This window comes from Gluconacetobacter tumulicola (assembly GCF_014174215.1).
Taxonomy (GTDB): domain Bacteria; phylum Pseudomonadota; class Alphaproteobacteria; order Acetobacterales; family Acetobacteraceae; genus Gluconacetobacter; species Gluconacetobacter tumulicola.
The window spans coordinates 145,836-167,978 of the sequence record NZ_JABEQL010000007.1 but is presented as its reverse complement, the minus strand read 5'-3'; the positions used below and the strand labels follow the sequence as shown (position 1 = coordinate 167,978).

Genomic DNA, 22,143 nt, shown 5'->3' with positions numbered 1-22,143 from the left:
CCGGGCATGAGTCAGGCAGCAAGCGATGTCGTGCGCAGGCGTGCCGCGCGACGGGATTCCTCGTCCCAATGCAGCACCTCCTCCAACGAATCGGCACTCTGGCGTCCAAGAACCCGCATTACATCCTCGACCACCCGCGCGATGTCGAGGAACCCGATGGAGCCACCCAGGAACGCCTCGACCGCAATCTCGTTTGCCGCCGACAAAATAGTGGGGACGGCACCGCCCGCGCGCAAGGATTCACGCGCCAACCGCAGTGCGGGAAAGCGCACCTCGTCGGGCTCCTCGAAGTCCATCCGTCCCAACGCCGCCAGATCCAGGCGGGGCGAGTTCGTCGCCATGCGTGCCGGCCAGGCCAGGGTATGGGCAATCGGGATACGCATATCGGCCGATCCCATCTGCGCCACGATGCTGCCGTCGCTGTATTGGACCAGGCCATGCACCACCGATTGCGGATGTACCACGACGCCGATCCGGTCCTCGGTTAGCGCAAACAGGCGCGCCGCCTCGATCACTTCCAGCCCCTTGTTGAACATGGTGGCCGAATCGATGGTGATCTTGGCGCCCATCGTCCATGTCGGATGCTTCAGCGCCGCTTCCAGCGTCGCCTTTTCCATCTCGGCAAGCGTGGACTGGCGGAATGGCCCGCCCGAGGCGGTCAACACGATCTTCTCCACTTCAAAGACCTGACGGTCGGCCATCGACTGGAAGATCGCGTTATGTTCGGAATCGACCGGCAGCAACGTGGCACCGGCCAGCTCCACCGCCCGCAGCATGACGTCACCCGCGCAGACAAGGGCTTCCTTGTTTGCCAGTGCGACGGAACCACCGTTCTTTACCGCCGCCAGCGTGGGCTCAAGCCCGATCGCCCCGGTGATAGCGGCCATGGTCCAGTCCACCGGTTGCGCAGCGGCTTCAATCACCGCCTGGCGACCACCTGACGCCGCAATGCCCGTACCGTCCAGCAATGTGCGCAGTTCCGGCAGGCAGGCCTCGTCAGCGATGACGGCATGCTCGGCCCGCAATGCCCGGGCCTGCTCGGCCAGGCGCTGGACATTGCGCCCGCCGACCAGAGCGACAGCGCGAAAACGCTCCGGTGCCTGCAACAGCAGATCGACCGTGGAGCACCCAATACTACCGGTGCTGCCCAGAACGGTGACTGACTTCATGCTTCTTTCTTCCCTGCCGTTCGGCGTCGACACGCCATCATCCCAATCCGATCGTACGCCCGCCGTCCAGCACGTGCGGTACTGCATCCGCGTACGCCGCGAACAGGGCCGAAACCAGACCGGCGGGCGTCACATACCAGAACGCCCCGCCACCCGCCGCCCCCAGAGACAGCAGGGCAGCCAGCGGTGCTGCGACCAGCAGCCCGTCGAAACGATCGAGCAACCCACCATGCCCTGGAATAATCGCGCCGGAATCCTTAACCCCACGCGCCCGCTTCAACGCGCTTTCCGCCAGGTCGCCAATCTGGGCCGCGACAGCCATCAACGCGCCGAACGCCACCCCGCGCCCCCACGCATCGGGTCCGGACACCAGCCCGCAGACCAATCCACCGGCCACCATGGCGCTGGCCAGCCCTCCCAACGATCCGGACCATGTCTTGGCCGGCGAGATCGCAGGCGCCAGCTTGGGCCCGCCGATCAGGCGGCCGATCAGATAGGCCCCGCTGTCGCTGATAGCGACACAGGTGATGACGAACAGCACGACACCGGCACCCGGCACTGTCATCAGCCGCAGCCACAGCAGTGCCAGCCCTGCACAGCCGATCACTACCTGGCCGCTCCACAGCGCCGGACCAAATACGAACGCTCCGCCAATGACCAGGAAGGCCTCCAGCCAATGTCCGTCCAACGCCGCCGCCATGGCGGCAACCGGCCAGGCGACATACAGCGCGCCGCGCCAGGACCAGGCGTGCAACCCGAACAGGCGCCCCCACTCCACCGCCATGCCAGCCGTGGCCAGCAGGACAAGCACGGCATAAGCAGTTCCTCCCGCCCATATGCATAGCGCAGCCATGGGGACCAGCACGGCGGCAGAAATCAGACGGGCACGAAGGTCCTTCCAGTTCCTACCCCCACTTGGAATGGCGGGAGGCTCAGAGCGTGGGTCGGGCACCGAATCGCCTTTCACGCCGGGCGAACATGTCCAGCGCAGCATCGAAATGCTGCTCATTGAAATCCGGCCAGAGCGTGTCGAGAAACACCAACTCGGCATAGGCCGACTGCCAGAGCAGAAAGTTGGACAACCGGCATTCGCCGCTGGTCCGGATGATCAGATCGGGATCGGGCAGATCGGCTGTGAGCAGGAAACGCCCGAACAGGGCCTCGTCCAGCCGGTCTGGGTCCAGCGTGCCATCACGTACGGCCAGAGCCACATGCTTCGCTGCCTGCATAATGTCGGCCCGTCCGCCATAGGACAATGCCAGCACCAGCGTCAGCCGACGGTTTGCGGCGGTTGCATCTTCTGCCCGTTTTGCTTCGGCTCGTACCTCGACGTCAAAGCGCGACAGATCGCCGATAATGCGGATCCGCACCCCCTCGCGCGACAGCTCAGCCACTTTGTGCCGCAGATAATAGCGGAGCAGAGATGTCAGGTCCGCCACCTCGTCGGGCGTCCGGCGCCAGTTTTCCGAGGAAAAGGCATATAATGTCAGATATCGGACTCCGCGCTTGATCGCAGCCTGGACGCAACGCCGCACTGCCTCGGCACCCGCGTTATGCCCCGCAGCACGGGGCAGCCCGCGGGCCATCGCCCAGCGCCCATTGCCGTCCATGATCAATGCGACATGCCCCGGCGGGGCCGGAACGGCACCGCCATTGCCGCGCCCCGCCACAGTCGGCGGGGGCGTCGGAGGTGTCTGCGCGTCTGTTGTCCCGGCCGCCGGGCCGGGTACGGAGCCCACAGTCACAGCGAGGTCAGACCTGCTTGATCTCGCGTTCCTTTTCCGCGAGCATGTCGTCGATTCGCTTCACATACTGGTCGGTCAGCTTCTGAATCGCCTCGGACCAGACCTTCACCTCATCCTGGCTGATCTCGCTTTTCTTTTCGAGCGTCTTCGTCTGGTCCATGCCGTCACGCCGCACGCCGCGCACCGCGATCTTCGCGTTCTCGGAATATTTTCCGGCGGTGCGGGCCAAATCGTTTCGGCGCTCCTCGGTCAACTGCGGAATGGGCACCCGCACGGTCTGCCCGTCCGCCGCCGGGTTCAGCCCAAGCCCGCTATCGCGAATCGCACGTTCTACCGCGCCGACCAGCGACCGGTCCCACACCTGTACGGTCAACATCCGGGCCTCGGGCACCGCGATCGACCCAACCTGCGTCAACGGCACCTCACCACCATAAGCCTCGACCCGCACCGGTTCGATCAGGGCGGGGCTGGCCCGTCCCGACCGCAATCCCGCGAAATCGCGGCGCAGGCTGTCCAGCGCGCCGTCCATCCGGCGGACAAGGTCATCCAGCAGTGTCTTCTGATCTGCAGCCACAATGGCCCTCCACACTCAAGCAGGGCAGCCGCCGGAGCGGCCACCCGTCACAACATATCATATCCCGCCGCGTGATCGCCGGGTCAGCGAAGCCGTCAGGATGCCTCGACGATCTTGGTATACAGCCCCTCACCCCGCATCACCTGGGGAAACGCCCCCGGCGCATGGATATTGAACACGAGGATGGGCAGCCGGTTTTCGCGCGCCAGACTGATAGCCGCAGCGTCCATCACGTGCAGATCGCGCGCCAGGACGTCGAGATAGGTCAGCGTCTCGAAGCGCGTGGCGTCCGCGACCTTGCGCGGGTCGGCCGAATAGACGCCATCGACCTGCGTGCCCTTCAGCAGCGCATCGCACTCCATTTCGGCAGCGCGCAAGGCGGCTGCCGTGTCGGTGGTAAAGAAAGGATTACCCGTTCCCGCCGCGAAAATGACCACACGGCCTTTTTCCATATGGCGGACCGCCCGCCGGCGGATATAGGGCTCCGCCACCGACGACATATGGATGGCCGACATCACGCGGGTCGGCACGCCGTGCCGCTCCAGTGCGTTCTGCACCATCAGGGCGTTGATCACGGTCGCCAGCATGCCGGCATAATCGCCCTGCGCGCGGTCCATGCCCCGCGCGGCAGCCGCGACACCGCGGAAGATATTGCCGCCGCCGATCACCAGGCAGACCTCGACCCCGGCACGGGCCACGGTGGCCACATCGCTGGCGATGGTATCCACCATTTCAGGGTCGATGCCGTACGAGCCGTCGCCCATCAGGGCTTCGCCCGAAATTTTCAGCAGGACACGGCGGTAACCCTGAACGTCTTGTGCTTCACGATCCGTCACGAGGTCCCCCGATTGCTCACATGATGGCTCCTCACGGGGGGATCCCCCATCCGGGCCATACTTACGCCGATCCTCTTATCCCCCCTTAGGATCGGTCACAAGCACGCTCGTCGTTCCGCAATCATTCCCGGTTCAAGGGGCGTCGTCCAGTCCGATCGCGCGCAGGCGCGCCTTCTCCTCGTCCCAACCGGCGCGTTCCTTCACGTTCAGAAACAGATGGCATGTCCTGCCCAGCAGACGAGACAGATCCTTGCGCGCTTTCTCGCCGATCGAGCGGATACGGCTGCCTTTCTCGCCGATCAGGATCGCCTTGTGCCCCGCTCGCGCCACATAGATCGTCACCTCGATCCGCACCGAACCGTCGGGCTGCTCGCGGAAGCTTTCGGTTTCGGCGGTCGCGGCATAGGGCACTTCTTCGTGCGTCTGGAGAAAGATCTGCTCGCGCACCAGTTCAGCAGCCAGCAGGCGGTCCGGCAGATCGGTCAGGTCATCCTCGGGATAGAGGTACGGTCCCTCGGGCACCGCGGCACCCAGTGCGTCCAGCAAGTCGTCCACCCCGTCACCACTGCGCGCGCTGACCATGTAGACATGCTCAACGTCCAGCAGGCCGGACAGTTCGGCCGTCAGCGGCAGCAGCGCCTGGCGGTCCACCAGGTCGGTCTTGTTCAGCACCAGCCAGACTCGGCGGCGCGTCTTGGCCAACTGCTCGACAATGGGGCGCACCGTGTCACACAGGCCGCGACGCGCGTCGATCAGCAGCAGCGTTATGTCGGCGTCCTCGGCCCCGGTCCACGCCGCCGCGACCATTGCGCGGTCCAGCTTGCGCCGGGGCTTGAAGATACCAGGTGTGTCCACCAGCAGGATCTGGCTGGCGCCACGCATCAGGATGCCCAGCACGCGAAAGCGCGTCGTCTGCGCCTTTGGGCTGACGATGGAGAGTTTCGCCCCCGCCATCCGGTTCAGCAATGTCGATTTCCCGGCATTCGGCGCACCGACGATAGCGACAAAGCCGCAGCGGGTGGTCATATTCTTTACCCTTTCCGGCGAGGTCGTCCCCTCGCCACAATAATCCGTCATCCGATCCGCCGCAGCAGATCTGCCGCCGCAGCGCTTTCGGCAGCGCGCTTGCTGCCGGCCTCCCCTTCGCCTGACTGGCCACCGGCCGTCACTGCGATCACGAACCGGGGGGCATGCGACGGCCCGTCGACCAAGACCGTCCGATAGGATGGCAGCGGCTGCCCACGGGCCAGCACCCATTCCTGCAAGGCGGTCTTGGGGTCCTTGGGCGGGCGGGCCTGGGCGATAATCGCATCGTTCCAGGCCGCACGCACGAAACGGCGCGCGGGTTCCAGCCCGCCATCCAGATACATCGCGCCCAGAATCGCTTCGACCGCGTCGGCCAGCACATTGGCCATCTGCCGCACGCCGGCGCGGGCCTCGTGTTCGGCCACATCCAGGGCCTGTGTCAGGTCCATCGCGCCGGCTATGGCGGCCAGGACCGGGCGCGAGACCAGATGGGCATGGCGGGGTCCGAGCGCGCCTTCCTGCTCGTCGGGGAACCGCTCGAGCAGCCATTCGGCCATCAGCAGACCCAGAACGCGGTCACCGATGAATTCCAGCCGTTCGTTCGATCCGGCACCGCGCCGCGATGCCGGCTGGCGGCTGCGGCGGCCCGACCCGGCGCTGCGCTGGTGCGCGGCCGAGCGGTGGGTCAGCGCCTCGCGCAGCAGGTCGGTTCGGCGGAAATGATAGCCCAGACGCGCCTCGACCGCCACTACGTCCGCGCCCGGCGCACCATCATCCAGAAGACCTTCTCCGCTCATCTCACGCCCATGAAGAGACGGTTCCAGCGGATTTCGGCCGGCCACATCCAGAATTCCCATACCGGATAGCGCGCGTCGAGCGACAGGAAGATCCATTTGGCCTGGCCGATCAAATTCTCCATCGGCACGAAGCCCAGATCCTCCGGGTCGTCGCCCATGAAGCGGCTGTCGGCGCTGTCGTCGCGATTGTCACCCATTGCGAAGAAATAGCCCGGCGGCACGACATAGACAGGAGTATCGTTCTGAAATCCCTCGTTTGTCAGCTTCAGGATATCGTGCTCGACCGGCGGTGCGCCGGCGCTGCCCGGGAGCGTTTCCTGGAAGCGCTGGCCTTCCATGCGGGTGCGATGCTCGTCGACCGCGACGTAATCGCCCTTGCCCACGCGGGGTACCAGCACGTCGTTGAGGTAGAGCTCGCCCCCCCGGACCTGCACGCGGTCGCCCGGCAGGCCGACGATGCGTTTGATATAGTCGATCGACGTGTCCCTGGTGAAGCGGAAGACCGCGACATCGCCACGATGAGGCACGCTTTCGAAGATTCGCCCGCTGAACAGATCGGGAGACCATGGCAGCGAGAAATGGGAGTAGCCGTAGCTGTATTTGGCGACCCAGAGATAGTCCCCGACCTGCAAGGTGGGAATCATCGATCCGGATGGAATGTTGAACGGCTCGAACAGCACGGTGCGCACCCCGATCGCCAGCACGCCGGCAATGACGATGGTGCGGACCAGGTCCCAGACGCCGCGCAAGGCCGGAAGAATACCCCCTGAGGAGAGGGGGGACATGTGGGTCTTATGCGGGTCGTCCATAGGGATGATGTCTGAATCCGGAAGTGATGCGGAGGGGTCCGCCCGAGGGGGCCGGACGGCAAGCCCGCGGATGAAGCGAGGGGGACCATCCCCACCCGGCGCGCCGACCTTAGCCCGATCCTAGGGGGCTGGACCAGCGTCGATCATCACCTGCGCGAACGCATAGGGATATTCGTCGGTCATGGTCAGCAGAATCCGGGCGGCCTCGCCGGGTGGCAGCAGGGCGTCCAGCCGGGCCCGGGCTCCGCCGGTCAGGACCATGACGGGCTGGCCGGTCGGCAGATTGTCGACCCCCAGGTCGCGATGGAACACGCCGAGCGAAAATCCGGTCCCCAGTGCCTTGGCGCAGGCTTCCTTCGCCGCCCACCGCTTGGCATAGGCCCCGAGCCGCGCCTGCCCCTTCCGCCGATCGGCCCGCCGCCGCTCGGCTTCGGTGAAGACCCGGTCCAGAAACCGCTCGCCGTGGCGATCCAGCGCGCGTTCGATGCGCCGGATATCGCACAGGTCGGACCCGATGCCGAGCAGGCTCATCCTTTCGCCCGCTCCACCTGGACGACGCTGCTGGAGGCGCGCATCGCGGCGATCAGCGACGACAGATGGCGCAGGTCGCGCACCTCGATATCCGCCAGGATCTCCATGAAATCGAGCTGGCGGTTGACGATGCGCAGATTGACGATGGTGCCGTCATGCTTGGAGGCGACATTGGTCAGGGTCGCCAGGATCGAGGGCTCGTTGGCGGCGACGATGCTGAGCCGCCCGATATGCGGCTCGCTCGTGCCTCGGGCGATCACGTCGTAATCCCAGTCCACGTCCATGAAACGCTCGGGCGTGGCCGCGAAGCTCTCCAGCGTCTGGCAGCCGGCGGTGTGGATGGTGATGCCCTTGCCGGTCGCGACGATCCCCACGATCCGGTCCCCGGGCAGCGGATGGCAGCAGCCCGCGAAATGGACCGCGATGCCGGGGCCGATGCCGGCCAGCGCCATGCCGCCGCCCGATTTGGGCCGCCCGGTGCGGGTGGGTGCGCGCATGGGGATGCCCGGCACCATGCGCGGCGCGCGCGGCGTCTGGCGCAGTTCGGGATAGGCCGCATGCACCACGTCGCGCGGCCCGATATTGCCGTTGCCGACCGCGACGTACAGATCTTCGACCGAAGCCTGTTTCAGGTCGGACAGGATGCTCTCCAGCACCTTTTCCGACCCGTCCACGCCCTCCTGCCGGAAGGCCTTGGCCAAGGCGGCGCGGCCGCCATCGACATGGGCCTCGCGCTGCTGGGCGGCGACATGACGGCGGATGCGCGCCCGCGCCTTGCCGGTGACGACGAACCGCTCCCACGACGGCGACGGCGTGCCGCCGCGTGCCGTCATGATCTCGACCTGGTCGCCGTTCTGCAATTCGTGACGCAGCGGCATCAGCCGCCCGTTGATCCGTGCGCCCACACAGGTGTCGCCGACCTGGCTGTGCACCGCGTAGGCGAAATCGACCGGCGTGGCCCCCCGTGGCAGCGAGATGAGCTGCCCCTTGGGGGTGAAGCAGAAGACCTGGTCCTGGTATAGCTCGAGCTTGGTGTTTTCCAGGAATTCGTCGGGTGCCGCCGAATCCTCCAGGATATCCAGCAGGTCCTGCACCCAGCGCAGGCCGGTGACGACCTGTGCGGCACCGCCGGCGCCGGGCAACTGCTTGTACATCCAGTGCGACGCCACGCCGTTCTCGGCGATGTCGTGCATCTCGGCGGTGCGGATCTGCACCTCGATCTTCTGGTTGCGCGGATAGCGCAGCGTCACGCCCGTATGCAGGCTCTGATAGCCGTTGGCCTTGGGCGTGGAGATGTAGTCCTTGAACCGGCCGACGATGACGGGGAAAGCGGCATGGACTGCCCCCAATGCCACGTAGCAGGCCTCACGCGTCGGTACGATGATGCGGAAGGCCATGATGTCGGAAAGCTGCTCGAAGGCGACATTGCGCTTCTGCATCTTTTCCCAGATCGAGAACGGCGATTTTTCACGCCCCGACACCTCGACCTCGCCCAGCCCGGCCTCGCGGCACAGCCGGACCAGCTCGCGCCGCACCTCTTCGATCACGTCGGCGCCCTGGCCGCGCAGATAGTTCAGCCGTGCGCGGATGGTCGCATTGGCTTCCGGCTCCAGCTCCGCGAAGGACAGGTTCTGGAGTTCGGTCTTGACCTTGTCCATGCCGATGCGCCCGGCCAGGGGCGCATAGATTTCCATGGTCTCGCGCGCGATGCGCTGGCGCCGGTCGAGCCGCTGCACATAATGCAGCGTGCGCATATTGTGCAGCCGGTCCGCCAGCTTGACGATCAGCACCCGGATGTCCTTGGACATCGCGAGCACCAGCTTGCGGAAATTCTCGGCCTGCTTGGTGCGGTCGGACTGGAGCTCCAGCCGGGTCAGCTTGGTGACGCCATCCACCAGGTCGGCGATGGCAGGCCCGAATTCGGCGCGCAGCCGCTCATGCGTGACGCCGGTATCCTCGATCGTGTCGTGCAGCAGCGCGGTTGCGATCGAGGACGGGTCGAGATGGAAGCCGGCGAGGATGCTGGCCACCGCCAGCGGATGGGTAATGTAAGGATCGCCGTTGTCGCGGACCTGCCCGGCATGGGCCTCCTGCGCGACGGCGAAGGCCCGGCGGATCAGGTCGAGATCGGCATCCGGGGCATAGGCGCGGACACGCCGCACAAGCCCTTCGCAGGAAATGACGCGGGCGGGAGGCTGTGTGGTCCCGGCGGGTTCACCCTCTTCCGGTTCAGGCGCGGACGCGGGCGAGGCCGGCGCCTGAGCGGCGACAGGTACCGTGTCGGCAGGGCCGGCCGCGTCCGCTGCCATGGGCTTATCGCCGCGAACGGCCGCCCAGCTCGGCCTCGATCGCGGCCTCCAGTTCCTCGGCCGACATGCCGGCCCCGTGGGCCGCCTCTTCCTCGGCCGAAACGTCCTGAAGACCGAAAATGTTCTGCTCGGTCGGGATCAGGTCCATCACTTCCTCATCCGCGGGCTCGGGCTCGGGCGCGCGGGCCAGCGAACGGACCAGGTCGCTGCGGATCTGTTCCAGTTCGATCGTCTGGTCCGCGATTTCACGTAGTGCAACGACCGGGTTCTTGTCGTTGTCGCGGTCGATCGTCAGCTCCTCGCCACGCGACAGGCCGCGCGCGCGCTGCGCCGCCAGCAGAACCAGCTCGAAGCGATTGGGAACCCGTTCGACGCAATCTTCGACGGTGACGCGAGCCATGAGGCAGGCCTCCGGAGTAAATTAGTTAAAAAAACAATTTTATCCACAACGAACGTCAAACGCAAGGTCCGCGTGTCACGCGCCTTCCAGGCGGCGGATCTGCTGGTCCGCGAGGGCCGCGATCGACGCCCCGATATCATGCCCGGTCCTGGGATTGCACCAGTCCGGCGCCACATCGCGCAACGGCATCAGGACGAACGCCCGCTCTTCCGCCCGGGGATGCGGCAGGATGGGATCGGGGGCATCGCGCACGCAATCCCCCATCGCCACGATATCCAGGTCGAGCGGCCTTGCGGCGTTGGCGACCGTACGCCGCCGCCCGGCTTCGGCCTCGATCGCCTGCAGGGCGGCCAGCAGCGTCACCGGGTCGACCTCCCCTTCCGCCGCCACCATGCCATTGACATAGGGCGGCTGGCCGGATGGCGGGACCGGCGCGCTTTCATACCATGCCGAGACCGCTGTGACCCGCAATCCGGGAATGGCGGCGATCCGCCCGACCGCCCAGCGGCAGGTCTCGATCGGCGCGCTGCCCCCTTCGCGCGGCAGATTGGCCCCGATCGCGATCAGGATCATCGGGCCCACCGCCGCGCAGGCAGCGCCGCAATTCCATGGAGTCCACCCGATGGCGGTGGCGTTTCAGCGTTTTGCAAAAGGAATATCATATGCCTTACTCGCCCATATCAATTTGCCCCCGGCGGCTCTACCCTTCCGCCTGGTGGGCATATTGTTAAGTGCGGCAATCAATCCGCGCGACATTTCTAGCTCAGGCCATACTACAAGGATTCAAGGCCCATGTTTTTTCAACCAGACGAACGTACATGTCTTTTTATCGACGGCTCAAGTCTCTACTCGGCTTCCCGTCATCTGGGGTTCGACGTCGATTACCGCAATCTGCTGACATTCTTCCGTTCCAAATGTCACATCATCCGCGCCTACTATTATTCCGCGATCCTGGAAAGCGAGGAATATTCGCCCCTCAAGCCCCTGACCGACTGGCTGGTCTATAACGGCTATTCGCTCGTCACCAAGACGGCACGGGAATTCGTCGACCAGAACGGGCGGCGGCGCGTGAAAGGCAGCATGGATATCGAGCTTGCCGTCGACATGATGGAGATGGCTCCCAAGATCGACCATGCCGTCCTGTTCAGTGGCGATGCGGATTTCCGGCGCCTGCTGGAAAGCGTTCAGCGCCAGGGCGTGCGGACCACGGTCGTCTCGTCCGTCCGCACCTCGCCGCCGCTGATCGGCGATGATCTGCGGCGCCAGGCGGACCAGTTCATCGAACTCGCCGACATCGCGGCGCAGTTCACCCGCCGCCAGGGCGAGGCCCGCGTGACCCGCCAGCAGCAGGCCCCCGTCCGCCACCCGGCGGACCAGTTCAGCGAACTGGACCACGACGAAGACTGACGAACCCCGGAGCCGGGCAGGGCCGCCGCACGCGGCGCCCTGCCCGGCCCGAGTCTTGTTGGGCCTCAGCCCTCGAGTTGCAGGGCCCGCGTCGTCCAGTCATGCACGTGGGCGCACAGTTCGGGCCGGTCGGCCAGCGGGCCGCCATAGGACGGAATCATTTCCTTCAGCTTCGTGTCCCAGCGCGGCAGTTCGCCGGCAAAGCATTTGCTGATCACGGTCAGCATGATCGACACGGCGGTCGAGGCACCCGGCGAGGCCCCCAGCAGGGCCGCGACCGTGCCGTTGGCGCCGGTGATGACTTCGGTGCCGAATTGCAGGACGCCGCCCTTCTTTTCGTCCTTCTTGATCACCTGCACGCGCTGGCCGGCGGTGATCAGTTCCCAATCCTCGGCCCGGGCATTGGGGACGAAATCGCGCAGGGCGTTGAGGCGCGTCTCGTTGGATTGCAGGACCTGCTGCACCAGGTAGCGGGTCAGCGGCATATTGTCGCGGGCCACGGCCAGCATGGCGCCCAGATTGTCCATGCGAATCGATTTCGGCAGGTCCCACAGCGACCCCTGCTTCAGGAACTTGGTCGAGAAGCCGGCATAGGGGCCGAACAGCAGACCCTCCCTGCCGTCGATCACGCGGGTATCCAGATGCGGCACCGACATGGGCGGCGCGCCGACCGATGCCTTGCCATAGACCTTGGCATGGTGACGGGCGATGATATCGGGGTTGGTGCAGCGCAGGAACTGCCCGCTGACCGGGAAGCCGCCGACCCCCTTCGATTCGGGGATGCCGGTCTTCTGCAGCAGCGGCAGCGCGCCGCCGCCGGCGCCGATGAAGACGAAGCGCGCGGCCACCGGCACGGTGGTGTTCGTCGTGAGGTCGCGCACCGAAACGCGCCAGGCGCCGGAGGCGTCCTGCTTCAGATCCTCGACCTCATGCGACAGTTTCAGGTCGAAACCCGGCTGGCCCGACAGGAAATTCACCAGCAGATGCGTCAGCGCGCCGAAATTCACGTCGGTCCCCGACGCGATCCAGGTCGCGGCCAGGCTGGTGCCGGCGGTGCGGCCCTCCATCACCAGCGGCATCCACTGGGCGAGCTGCGCCGGGTCGGTCGAGAAGCGCATGCCGCTGAACAGCGGATGATCCTTCAGCGCCTCGTAGCGGCGGCGCAGGTAATCGGAATTCTCGTCGCCCCAGACGAAGCTCATGTGCGGAATCGGGTTGAGGAACGTCCGGGGCGAGGGGATCACGCCCGATTCGACCAGATAGGCCCAGAACTGGCGCGAAAGCTGGAATGCCTCGTTCACGCCGACGGCCTTGGAAATGTCGATCGTGCCGTCGGCGCGCGACGGCGTGTAATTCAGCTCGCACAGCGCGGCATGGCCCGTGCCGGCGTTGTTCCAGGCATTGGAACTCTCCTTCGCCACGTCGTCCAGCCGCCCGAACATCCCGATCGACCAATCCGGCTGCAAAAACTTCAGAAGCGCGCCCAATGTCGCGCTCATGACCCCTCCGCCGATCAGGACGACGTCATAGGCGGATTCGGTTCGGGTCGGATTCGAGGTCATGACATTCTCCGGAACGAGGCGCGCAGGCCGAGGCCTGTGAATACGGTCTGGGCCGCCGGTCCCATCGCGGCGGGCCGAAGGCGGGAAAGGGTGATCGTCCATGAACCGGACGAACCTGAACCGGGTGCCATGCGGGCCGTATCGTCGCGGACAGTCCGCACATCGCACATACGGTATCGCACAGCCATCACCCGGTCCGGTCCACCGGAACGCTCCAACCTCTTGCCACCTGAACCGGCTTTCCGAGACATCATCTCTGCGCGAGCCGGTCCCGAGCCGCCTCGCCCGCCGCCGCAAGCGGGGGGTGAATACAGATTCCGCCTCTTCCTTTTTATTTCTTCCATTTTTTGGACTTTCCCGCCGGAATGGCACTTCTGTCCATTCCTTTACCGCATGACTGTCAGGCTTTTCCCGCATCATGGCAAGGAACCACCTGCCACAATGCGGAACGCCCGCTCAAACGGGCGGTGTCTTCACGCGGTGGGGCACGGCCCGATAGACCCGGAAGGCCAGCAGGGCGGCCACGATCAGGCCATAGAGCAGCGTTTCGACCCGTATGACCTTGAAAGACAGGATGAAATGGATGGCGGCGCAGATCGCGGCGGCATAGACCCAGCGATGCAGGACCTTCCAGCGCCGCCCCAGCCTGCGGATGGCCCAGCCATTGGACGTCGCGGCCAGCGCGGACAGGATGGTGAAGGCGACCATGCCCAGGATGATGAAGGGCCGCGTGGTCACGTCGGCCAGCAGGGTATGCAGGTCGAATCCCTGATCGAGCGCCACATAGGCCGACAGATGGAACAGCGCATACCAGAAGGCCAGCAGCCCCACCGCCCGCCGGTAGCGGAGCAGATTGACCCCGGCCAGGTCCCGCAGCGGCGTGATGCAAAGCGAGAGGATCAGGAACCGCAAGGCCCACAGGCCCAGCGTGCGCTCGAACGTGTTGACCGGGTCGGCCCCCAGCCGGTTCGTCGCCCCCAGGACGAACGAGACCACCGCCGGCACCAGCCCGATGCCATACAACGCCAGCCGGATCAGGCCGGCCGATCGCACGCGCCGCGCCACCATCAGAAGTCGCGCCGCAGGTCCATGCCGGCATACAGGCCCGCCACCTGCTCGCCATAGCCGTTGAACGGCAGGGTCGGCTGCCGGCCTGCGCCGAAAAACCCGCCGCCGGCCCCGATCGGCCGCTCGCTCGCCTGGCTCCAGCGCGGGTGGTCCACGGCGGGATTGACGTTGGCGTAGAACCCGTATTCGTCGGGTGCGCGGACATTCCATGAGGTACGGGGCTGCCGGTCGGTCAGCCGGATGCGCACGATCGACTTGATGCCCTTGAACCCGTATTTCCACGGCACGACCAGCCGCACCGGCGCGCCGTTCTGGTTGGGCAGCGTCTGGCCATACAGGCCGACGGCCAGGATCGTCAGCGGATGCATGGCCTCGTCCAGGCGCAGCCCCTCGACATAGGGCCAGTCCAGCACCGGCAGCACCCCGCCCTGCCCCGGCATTTCCGACGGGCGCACCACCGATTCGAAGGCGACATATTTCGCGCTGCCCAGCGGTTCGACCTCGGCCAGAAGGTCGCGCAGCGCGAATCCGATCCAGGGGATGACCATCGACCATGCCTCGACACAGCGCATGCGGTAGATCCGCTCTTCCAGCTTCCGCCCCAGCAGCGCGTCGATGTCATAGGTGCGCGGTTTGGCCACCATGCCTTCGACCCGCACGGTCCACGGACGCGGATGGAAGTCGCCCGAGCGCTCGGCGGGGTCGGTCTTCTCCAGCCCGAATTCGTAGAAATTATTGTAGTGCGTCACGTCGCGCAGCGGTGTGGGCTTCAGCCCCTCGCCCGACAGGGGGCCAGGCTGCGCGGCCAGATCCACCGCCCTGGCCGCGCGGGAGGGCAGGCTGCCGCCGACGAGGCCGGCGGCGGCACCCGCCGCCAGCAGGTCGCGCCGCGACAGCCAGAGAGCGTGCGGCGTGATCGAGGAGGGTGGCGGAGAAGGGTAGCGGAAGACACGCATGCTGGACGCCTTCTGGAATGGAGCCGGGTCGGCGGGCGGCCCGGGGAGGTGACACCGCCGGGATCGTCCGGCACCCTGCCGGAAACGGGACGAAAAAGAAAAGGAGCAGGATCATGCCCGATTTCTCTGAGCGCGGCACGGCAGGCACTGTCGGCTTTATCGGCTTCGGCGCCATGGCCAGCCGCATGGGCCGCAATCTTCAGGCCGCAGGATACCAGATCGTGGCCTATACTCCTTCCGGCAAGGGCGGCGACGGCAATACGCGCTTCCTGCCCTCGCCTCGCCTGCTGGCCGAAGCAGCCGGCGGGACCGTCATTCTCTGCGTCCCGGACGACGAGGCGCTGGCCAGTGCCGCCTATGGGCCTGACGGCGCACTGGCGGGCATGGCGGCGGGACAATTGCTGATCAACACCAGTTCGGTATCGCCCGAGGCATCGCTGGCGCTGGCCGCCGCCGCCGGGGAACGCGGGATCGCCGCGCTGGATGCCCCGGTCTCCGGCAGCACGCCCGAGGCCGATGCCGGGGCGCTGGTGGTGCTGGTCGGCGGGGATGCGCAGAGCGTCGCGCGGGCCCAGCCGATTTTCGACATTATCGGCAAGACGACGATCCATGCCGGGCCGGCGGGCAGCGGCTCGAAGCTGAAGTTGGTGATCAACGGCATTATGGGCGTGGGGCTGGCGGCAGTTGCCGAGGGCGTGTGCTACGGGCTGGCCGCCGGGCTGGAGCGCGACATGCTGTTCGAGGCCCTGGATTCGGTCGCGGTGATCTCGCCCCACCACAAGCGCAAGCTGAAGGCGGCGCGGACCGGCGATTTCCGGCCGCAATTCCCGACCCGGCTGATGCAGAAGGACATGCGGCTGCTGCTGGACGACGCTGCCCGCGTGGCGGCACCGGTGGCAACCATGGCGGCTACCACCCAATTGCTGTCCCTGACGCGGCGGCTGCATCCGAACGACGATTATTCCGCGCTGTTCGCCGTGCTGGAAAGCACGGTGGCCAACACGCCGTAAGACGCGACCGGGGGGGGCCGGCCGGACGGCTGGGTCAGCCGAACGCCATTGCGGCCATGACCGCCAGCCGGTCGCCCAGGCCGCGGGGTGCGAATCCGACCGGCGCATCGGCCGCCCCCCGGGCCAGGTCCCGCCGTGCCAGAATTCCGGGCAGCCCCGCCGCCCGGGCGGCGCGCGGCAGGCGCGGGCGCCCGGCCTCGGCCAGAAAAGCCGCCCCTTCGCGACACAGGGCGGCGCGCAGGCCCCGCAGGATGTCCGGCGTCAGCGTCGCGCCGTCGCGAATCGCATCCCCCGACAGGCCGGCTTCGGCCAGTGCGGAGTCCGGCACCGGGCATCGGCCACTGGCCAGCACGATGTCCAGATGCCGCACCAAGCCGCCCGCGCCATAGGCGGCACCGTGCGATTCGACGGCTTTCAGCAGATCGGGGTCGGTCACGCCGGCCGCCTGGGCGATCGCGACCTGCACGCCGCCCGCCCCGCCAAGCATCGCGGCGCGCCAGGCGGGCCAGTCCGCCAGCCCGTCCAGTTCGGCCTCACGCGCGTCCAGAATGCCCAGCAGCGTTTCCGCCCGCACCCTGCCGGCCGCGATCAGCGCGCGCAGCGGCCCGGCGACCGCGTGCGGGTGGCCCGCGCCCTCGACGATCTCGCGCCACCATTGCAGGCGAATCAGCCCCGCCATCGGCCCAGCGACCGCACGGGACTGCATGCCGCCCAGGGCGCGAACGGTTTCGTGATTGAACGCGATCAGCGTGAAGGCGTCCTCGCGCGCTGCCTGGGGCAGGAACAGGGCGCACAGGAACCGGTCGGGATCGGCCCGCCGGGCGGCTGCCGCGCCGGGGGAAACTCCGGCCCCGGCGGCGCGTCTTTCAGGGGAGGCTGGCATGGCAGCGATTGTCATGACAACGACTTGCCGCGCGCAACGGCGTGGCGCAAGAGTTTCGGCCGGCGGGTCGGCCGTCCCTGTTCCGTCACTTGACGCCCCTTCCCCGCCCTCATAGCTCTGACGGGCGGCGTTTCCGCCGCTGCAATTCCAAGGAGAACGTCCATGGCTTTCGAATTGCCCACCCTTCCGTTCCAGACCAACGCGCTGGCGGCGCGCGGCATGTGCCAGGAAACGCTGGAGCTGCATCACGGCAAGCACCATCAGGCCTATGTCACCGCGCTGAACGGCTTCGTCGAGGCCAAGCCCGAACTGCAGGGCAAGTCGCTGGAAGAGATCATCCTGGCGGTCAAGGGCGATGCGGCCCTGGCGCCGGTGTTCAACAATGCCGGCCAGCATTGGAACCACATCCTGTTCTGGCAGAACCTGTCGCCGACCGGCGGCACGATCCCCGACGCGCTGGCGGCCAAGATCACCGAGGATTTCGGCAGCGTCGACACGTTCAAGACCGATTTCAAGGCGGCGGCGACGTCGCAGTTCGGCTCGGGCTGGGCGTGGCTGGTCCTGGGTTCCGACGGCAAGCTCAAGGTGACCAAGAGCGCCAACGGCTCCAACCCGCTGGCCGAAGGCCAGGGCAAGGTGCTGCTGGGTCTGGATGTGTGGGAGCATTCCTACTATCTCGACTTCCGCAACCGTCGCCCCGACTACGTGACCAACTATCTGGACAAGCTGGCGAACTACGAGTTCGCCGAGGCGCAGCTCAAGGCCGCCTGAACGGCCGACGGCAGCTTCTGTTCTGGAATGCCCGGCCCCGTTTGGGGCCGGGTTTTTCATGTCCGGCCGCCTGTTACCGGGGACCGCGCCCAATATCGCGCAGGCGCACGCCGGCGGTGAGGTCACGCTCGATCCGCTCCAGCGTCAGGCCCTTTGTCTCGGGCACGAACAGGGCGACCAGCACCACGAACAGCGCATTCAGCCCCGCATAGAGCCAGAAGGTGCCGGACAGGCCCAGCCGGTCCACCAGGGTGAGGAACGACACGCCCACGATCATGTTGGCGATCCAGTTGGCCGCGGTCGAACAGCCGACGCCGAACTCCCGGCCCTGAAGCGGCTGGATTTCCGCGCACAGCACCCAGACGATCGGCCCGGCCGAAAACGCGAACCCCGAAACGAAGCAGACCATTCCGCCGATGGTCAATGCCTGCGCGGTCGCCTCTCGCACCTCGGCGGAGGGCGAAAGGGCGAGCAGCACCATGCCGATGCTCATCACGACCAGCCCGCAGATCAGCAGGGGCCGGCGGCCCCACCGATCGACCAGCCCGATCGCCAGGAAGGTGGCGGCCACGTTCACCGCCCCCACGCTGACCGTGCCCCACAGCCGCGCATGGTCGATGAAGCCGGCCAGCCCGAGGATACGCGGCGCGTAATACATGACCACATTCATGCCGGTAAATTGCTGGACGAGTTGCAACGTGACCCCCAGCAAGACCGAGCGGCGGAAATTCCGGTCCGCGCGCAGCAGCGCCCAGCCCGACGTGCGGACATGCAGGCGGGCGTCGATCTCGCGCAGTTCGCGGGCCACGCTGTGCCCCTGGCCGCGCAGGTCCTGCAGCGCGCGCCGCGCCGCCTCGCGCTTGCCGCGCATCATCAGCCAGCGCGGGCTGGACGGCAGGAAGGCGACACCGATCATGAAGACGATGCCGGGAAACGCCACGATCCCCAGCATCCAGCGCCAGGTATCGAAATAGGAAAACAGCGCGTTCGAGACGAAGGCCGCCATGATGCCGAGGGTGATCATGAGCTGATAGATCGACACCATGGCGCCCCGGTGCAGGGGATCGGCGATCTCGGCGATATAGAGCGGCGCGGTGAAGGTCGAAATGCCGACCGCCAGCCCCATCATCACCCGTCCCGCGATCAGCGTCCCCACCGATCCGGCCACGGCGCAGAACAGCGACCCCGCCACGAACAGGGCCGCGCCGATGAGGAGCGTGTGCTTGCGCCCCCAGCCGAAGGAGAGGCGCGCCGCAATGGGCACGCCCAGCGCCGCGCCCAGCATCATGGCCGCGACGATCCATTCCTGCAGGAGACGATTGGCGTGGAATTCCCGCGCGATCGGGGCGAGGGCGCCGGAAATGACGCCGATATCGAGGCCGAACATCAGGCCGGCCACCGCCGCGAGGCCCGAGGCCACGCCGGCCCGGCCCGGTGCACTGGTGACCGCGAAGCGCCCGGCCTTCATCGCGTCGAGTTCTCCGTACAGCGTCATTCCCCCTCCCCCGAATGGGCATAACGGCGGGCGACGCCGCCGGTTCGCCCGTTCGGGGGGAGGCTTGCCGTCAGTCGGCCTTGGGGGCGGCGTCGTTGGCCGGCTTGGCCGTGCTGGTGACGACCGAGGTCAGGGTCTCGCGCAGGACCGTCACCCGGACATTGGGGGCGATCTCGACCTCCAGCTCGTTCGAATCGTCACGCACCTTCTGCACGACGCCGACGATGCCGCCGGCCGTCAGCACCCGGTCGCCACGGCGCAGCGCCGCGAGCTGGGCGCGGAGCTGCTTCTGCTTCTGCTGCTGCGGGCGGATCAGGAGGAAGTAGAAGATCGCGAACATCGCGACATAGGGCAGGATCGACATCAGGCCGCCGGCGCTCAGGAATCCTCCCTCGCCTCCGGCGGTCTGGGCGTATGCCGGGGTTACAAGGAAATCCGAAACTGAGGTCATGTCGCGTTTCCGGCCGTCATTTAGTGGGTTGCGGGCTGAGGCAGTGGACCATAGTTTTCGTCCGTTTCCCGTCAAGGCGTCGGTTCGCCGGTAGCGGCGCTTTTCCCAGCCACCCAGCCACAGGACCGACGATGGAGTCCCACCCTCTGCTGCCCGTTCTCGACCGTATCGCCCAGGCGCTGGAGCGGCTGTCCCCGCCGCCGCCGAGCCTTGCGGGCCTCGATGCGGCCGATGCCTTCGTCTGGCATCCCGCCCAGGGGCGGCTGGCGCCGGTGGCCCATGTGGCGCATGTCGATATCGGCCTGCTGCGCGGTGTCGAGATCCAGAGCCGGCTGGTGCTGGACAATACGCTGCATTTCGCCCGCGGCCTGCCGGCCAACAACGTCATGCTGTGGGGCGCGCGCGGCATGGGCAAATCATCGCTGGTCAAGGCCGCCCACGCCCAGGCCAACCGGATCCGCGGCGTGCCGGCCGAGCCCGGCGCGGGCCGGCTGGTGCTGATCGAGATCCAGCGCGAGGACCTCGCCACCCTGCCCGACCTGCTGGCCCTGCTGCGGACCAGCCCGCGCCGCTTCATCGTCTTCTGCGACGATCTGTCGTTCGAGAGCGAGGATGCCGATTACAAGGCCCTGAAATCGGTGCTGGACGGCGGCATTTCCGGCCGTCCGGAGAACGTGCTGTTCTACGCGACCTCCAACCGGCGGCACCTGATGCCCCGCGACATGATCGACAATGAGCGCTCGACCGCCATCAACCCGTCCGAGGCGGTCGAGGAGAAGGTCTCGCTGTCCGATCGGTTCGGGCTGTGGATCGGCTTTCACAATTGTGCCCAGGATATCTTCCTGGACATGGTGCGGACCTATGCAAGAGCCCGCGACCTGGCGATCGGGGAAGAGGATCTGGCCCGGCGCGCCAATGCGTGGTCCGTCGCCCGGGGCGGGCGGTCGGGCCGTGTCGCCTGGCAGTTCGTCGAGGACCTGACCGCCGAACTCGCCACCGCACCGCACGTTGGGGAATCGACACGTCCTTGATCCGGATCAAGGCCGGCGACCGATTCCATCCCTGATATCTTGATGCCCTCCGGCCCTGCCGGCCGGAAGGGGAACCGGGCCCGTATCGTTCCGGAGCATTGATACGCGTTATCAATTGCACGACACGATGAGATGCCTCTTTAATGTGTGTGGCTTATGTCCTGGTACCGCACGACCCGCCGGACAGAAGCAGGCGACCGAGCATATAGAGAGACGATGAACCAGATTCTTTCGACGGACAGCATGCCCCGCCCCGCCCTGACCCTGGGGGAGGACCTGCGACGCATTCGCTGTGATCCCGATTTCTGGTACCCCGTGGCCTGGTCGCACGAACTCAAGGCCGGCAAGACGATCGGCACCCGCTATGCTGGCCTGCCGATCGCGTTGGTCCGCCCCGTCGAAGGCGAGGTCTTCGCGCTGGAGGATCGCTGCGCCCACCGGCAGGTGCCGCTGAGCAAGGGCACCGTGAAGGGCCAGGCGGTGCAGTGCTGCTATCATGGCTGGGCGTATGGCCGGTCGGGCCGCTGCATCGACGTGCCCTATCTGGGCAAGGGCAAGCTGCCCAATGGCGTGCGCACCTATCCGTGCCGCGAACAGGACGGGCTGATCTTCGTCTTCCCCGGTGATGCCGAGAAGGCCGAGTCCGTGCCGCTGCCCAAGCTGTCGCAGGTCGCCAATCCCGAATACAAGACCAGGCGCTTCGGCCGGCATGTGAAATGCCATTACAGCTTCATGCATGAGAACCTGATGGATATGAACCATCAGTTCATGCACATGAAGCAGATGGGCCAGATGAAGCCCCGCTTCCTGGGACAGGATCGCGGGCCCGGCATGATCGAGGCGCGCTATACCTTTGCCCGCACCGGCGGCAAGCAGCCGATCGGCGAGGCGCTGGTATTCGGGCAGAAGCGCGACAACAGCGCGAAATTCGCCCATCGCGACGTCATGACGATCCGCACCGAATATCCGTACCAGACGCTGAAGATCGAGCCGACCGGCGGCGAGGCAGTGATGGATCTGTGGATCGCCTACGTTCCGCAGGACGAGGAGCAGCTGACCAACCGCGTCTTCGGGCTGCTGTCGATCAAGCGCCCCAAGCTGCCGGGCGTGCTGGACCTGGCATGGCCGTTCCTGGTCGCCTTTACCGAGCGGATCTTCCGCGAGGATCGCGAGATCGTGGAACTGGAGCAGAACGCGTGGAACGAGCTGGGTGGCGATCACAACCAGGAAGTGTTCCCGGTGATCCGCGACCTGCGCCAGCTTCTGGCCGAATGCGGCATCCGCGCCCCTACCGCCGGTTGAGGGTGTCGTCA

Annotated in this window: 23 protein-coding genes; 5 read left to right on the top strand and 18 right to left on the bottom strand. The window is 66.5% G+C overall.

Going from position 1 to position 22,143, the window contains the following annotated elements:
- Positions 1–11: 11 nt before the first annotated feature.
- From dxr to folK, 12 genes are all read right to left on the bottom strand, one after another.
- On the bottom strand, positions 12–1,169 hold the full coding sequence (gene dxr, locus HLH29_RS07625) for a 1-deoxy-D-xylulose-5-phosphate reductoisomerase (protein ID WP_182965392.1): 1,158 nt from the start codon (positions 1,167–1,169) through the stop codon (positions 12–14).
- 37 nt (positions 1,170–1,206) lie between these two features.
- Entirely contained in the window at positions 1,207–2,163 is a 957-nt protein-coding gene (locus HLH29_RS07620; RefSeq protein WP_182965461.1) for a phosphatidate cytidylyltransferase, read from the bottom strand.
- Complete coding sequence (uppS, locus tag HLH29_RS07615) at positions 2,102–2,779, bottom strand: polyprenyl diphosphate synthase (protein ID WP_220791431.1); 678 nt, start codon at positions 2,777–2,779, stop codon at positions 2,102–2,104. Before uppS ends, HLH29_RS07620 begins: the two co-directional genes overlap by 62 nt.
- A gap of 142 nt (positions 2,780–2,921) precedes the next feature.
- Positions 2,922–3,488, bottom strand: coding sequence for a ribosome recycling factor (gene frr, locus HLH29_RS07610; protein ID WP_182965390.1), 567 nt, complete (start codon positions 3,486–3,488; stop codon positions 2,922–2,924).
- 95 nt (positions 3,489–3,583) lie between these two features.
- On the bottom strand, positions 3,584–4,324 hold the full coding sequence (gene pyrH, locus HLH29_RS07605) for a UMP kinase (RefSeq protein WP_182965388.1): 741 nt from the start codon (positions 4,322–4,324) through the stop codon (positions 3,584–3,586).
- 132 nt (positions 4,325–4,456) lie between these two features.
- Positions 4,457–5,350: a GTPase Era gene (gene era, locus HLH29_RS07600; protein WP_182965386.1), complete on the bottom strand. Its 894-nt coding sequence runs from the start codon at positions 5,348–5,350 to the stop codon at positions 4,457–4,459.
- Between the two features lie 47 nt (positions 5,351–5,397).
- Positions 5,398–6,147, bottom strand: a complete 750-nt coding sequence (rnc, locus tag HLH29_RS07595; protein ID WP_182965384.1) for a ribonuclease III — start codon at positions 6,145–6,147, stop codon at positions 5,398–5,400.
- Positions 6,144–6,932 (bottom strand): signal peptidase I, encoded by a 789-nt coding sequence (gene lepB, locus HLH29_RS07590; RefSeq protein ID WP_246373931.1) that lies wholly within the window; start codon positions 6,930–6,932, stop codon positions 6,144–6,146. Before lepB ends, rnc begins: the two co-directional genes overlap by 4 nt.
- Positions 6,933–7,076: 144 nt before the next feature.
- Positions 7,077–7,487 (bottom strand): holo-ACP synthase, encoded by a 411-nt coding sequence (gene acpS, locus HLH29_RS07585; RefSeq protein WP_182965380.1) that lies wholly within the window; start codon positions 7,485–7,487, stop codon positions 7,077–7,079.
- Complete coding sequence (locus HLH29_RS07580) at positions 7,484–9,796, bottom strand: RelA/SpoT family protein (protein WP_220791424.1); 2,313 nt, start codon at positions 9,794–9,796, stop codon at positions 7,484–7,486. Before HLH29_RS07580 ends, acpS begins: the two co-directional genes overlap by 4 nt.
- A 4-nt stretch (positions 9,797–9,800) precedes the next feature.
- Positions 9,801–10,196 (bottom strand): DNA-directed RNA polymerase subunit omega, encoded by a 396-nt coding sequence (gene rpoZ, locus HLH29_RS07575; protein ID WP_182965379.1) that lies wholly within the window; start codon positions 10,194–10,196, stop codon positions 9,801–9,803.
- 75 nt (positions 10,197–10,271) lie between these two features.
- Positions 10,272–10,769, bottom strand: coding sequence for a 2-amino-4-hydroxy-6-hydroxymethyldihydropteridine diphosphokinase (gene folK, locus HLH29_RS07570; protein WP_182965377.1), 498 nt, complete (start codon positions 10,767–10,769; stop codon positions 10,272–10,274).
- A gap of 219 nt (positions 10,770–10,988) precedes the next feature.
- On the opposite strand from folK, the gene HLH29_RS07565 reads away from it, so the two are divergent.
- The gene (locus HLH29_RS07565; protein WP_182965375.1) at positions 10,989–11,603 is read left to right on the top strand and encodes a LabA-like NYN domain-containing protein; all 615 of its coding nucleotides are present in this window, start codon (positions 10,989–10,991) and stop codon (positions 11,601–11,603) included.
- A gap of 65 nt (positions 11,604–11,668) precedes the next feature.
- On the opposite strand, the gene HLH29_RS07560 is transcribed toward HLH29_RS07565, so the two are convergent.
- The 3 genes from HLH29_RS07560 to msrP form a co-directional block, all read right to left on the bottom strand.
- A complete protein-coding gene (locus HLH29_RS07560) occupies positions 11,669–13,165 on the bottom strand; it encodes a malate:quinone oxidoreductase (protein WP_182965373.1) in 1,497 nt (498 codons plus the stop codon).
- A gap of 456 nt (positions 13,166–13,621) precedes the next feature.
- A complete protein-coding gene (gene msrQ / locus HLH29_RS07555) occupies positions 13,622–14,233 on the bottom strand; it encodes a protein-methionine-sulfoxide reductase heme-binding subunit MsrQ (protein ID WP_182965371.1) in 612 nt (203 codons plus the stop codon).
- The gene (msrP, locus tag HLH29_RS07550; RefSeq protein ID WP_182965369.1) at positions 14,233–15,189 is read right to left on the bottom strand and encodes a protein-methionine-sulfoxide reductase catalytic subunit MsrP; all 957 of its coding nucleotides are present in this window, start codon (positions 15,187–15,189) and stop codon (positions 14,233–14,235) included. The genes msrQ and msrP overlap by 1 nt, the downstream gene beginning before the upstream one ends.
- Before the next feature lie 113 nt (positions 15,190–15,302).
- On the opposite strand from msrP, the gene HLH29_RS07545 reads away from it, so the two are divergent.
- Positions 15,303–16,199, top strand: a complete 897-nt coding sequence (locus HLH29_RS07545) for an NAD(P)-dependent oxidoreductase (RefSeq protein WP_182965367.1) — start codon at positions 15,303–15,305, stop codon at positions 16,197–16,199.
- Positions 16,200–16,233: 34 nt separating this feature from the next.
- On the opposite strand, the gene HLH29_RS07540 is transcribed toward HLH29_RS07545, so the two are convergent.
- Positions 16,234–17,082, bottom strand: coding sequence for a squalene/phytoene synthase family protein (locus HLH29_RS07540; RefSeq protein WP_182965352.1), 849 nt, complete (start codon positions 17,080–17,082; stop codon positions 16,234–16,236).
- A gap of 162 nt (positions 17,083–17,244) precedes the next feature.
- Here HLH29_RS07540 and HLH29_RS07535 point away from each other — a divergent pair, with 162 nt between their 5' ends.
- Entirely contained in the window at positions 17,245–17,853 is a 609-nt protein-coding gene (locus tag HLH29_RS07535) for a superoxide dismutase (RefSeq protein ID WP_182965350.1), read from the top strand.
- A gap of 73 nt (positions 17,854–17,926) precedes the next feature.
- On the opposite strand, the gene HLH29_RS07530 is transcribed toward HLH29_RS07535, so the two are convergent.
- Positions 17,927–19,348: a sugar porter family MFS transporter gene (locus HLH29_RS07530; protein WP_246373929.1), complete on the bottom strand. Its 1,422-nt coding sequence runs from the start codon at positions 19,346–19,348 to the stop codon at positions 17,927–17,929.
- A 70-nt stretch (positions 19,349–19,418) separates the two neighbouring features.
- Positions 19,419–19,799, bottom strand: a complete 381-nt coding sequence (yajC, locus tag HLH29_RS07525) for a preprotein translocase subunit YajC (RefSeq protein WP_182965348.1) — start codon at positions 19,797–19,799, stop codon at positions 19,419–19,421.
- A gap of 131 nt (positions 19,800–19,930) precedes the next feature.
- Between yajC and HLH29_RS07520 the strand changes: the two genes are divergently transcribed.
- Positions 19,931–20,830 (top strand): ATP-binding protein, encoded by a 900-nt coding sequence (locus tag HLH29_RS07520; protein WP_182965346.1) that lies wholly within the window; start codon positions 19,931–19,933, stop codon positions 20,828–20,830.
- A 216-nt stretch (positions 20,831–21,046) separates the two neighbouring features.
- Positions 21,047–22,132, top strand: a complete 1,086-nt coding sequence (locus tag HLH29_RS07515; protein ID WP_182965344.1) for an aromatic ring-hydroxylating oxygenase subunit alpha — start codon at positions 21,047–21,049, stop codon at positions 22,130–22,132.
- Positions 22,133–22,143 lie beyond the last annotated feature (11 nt).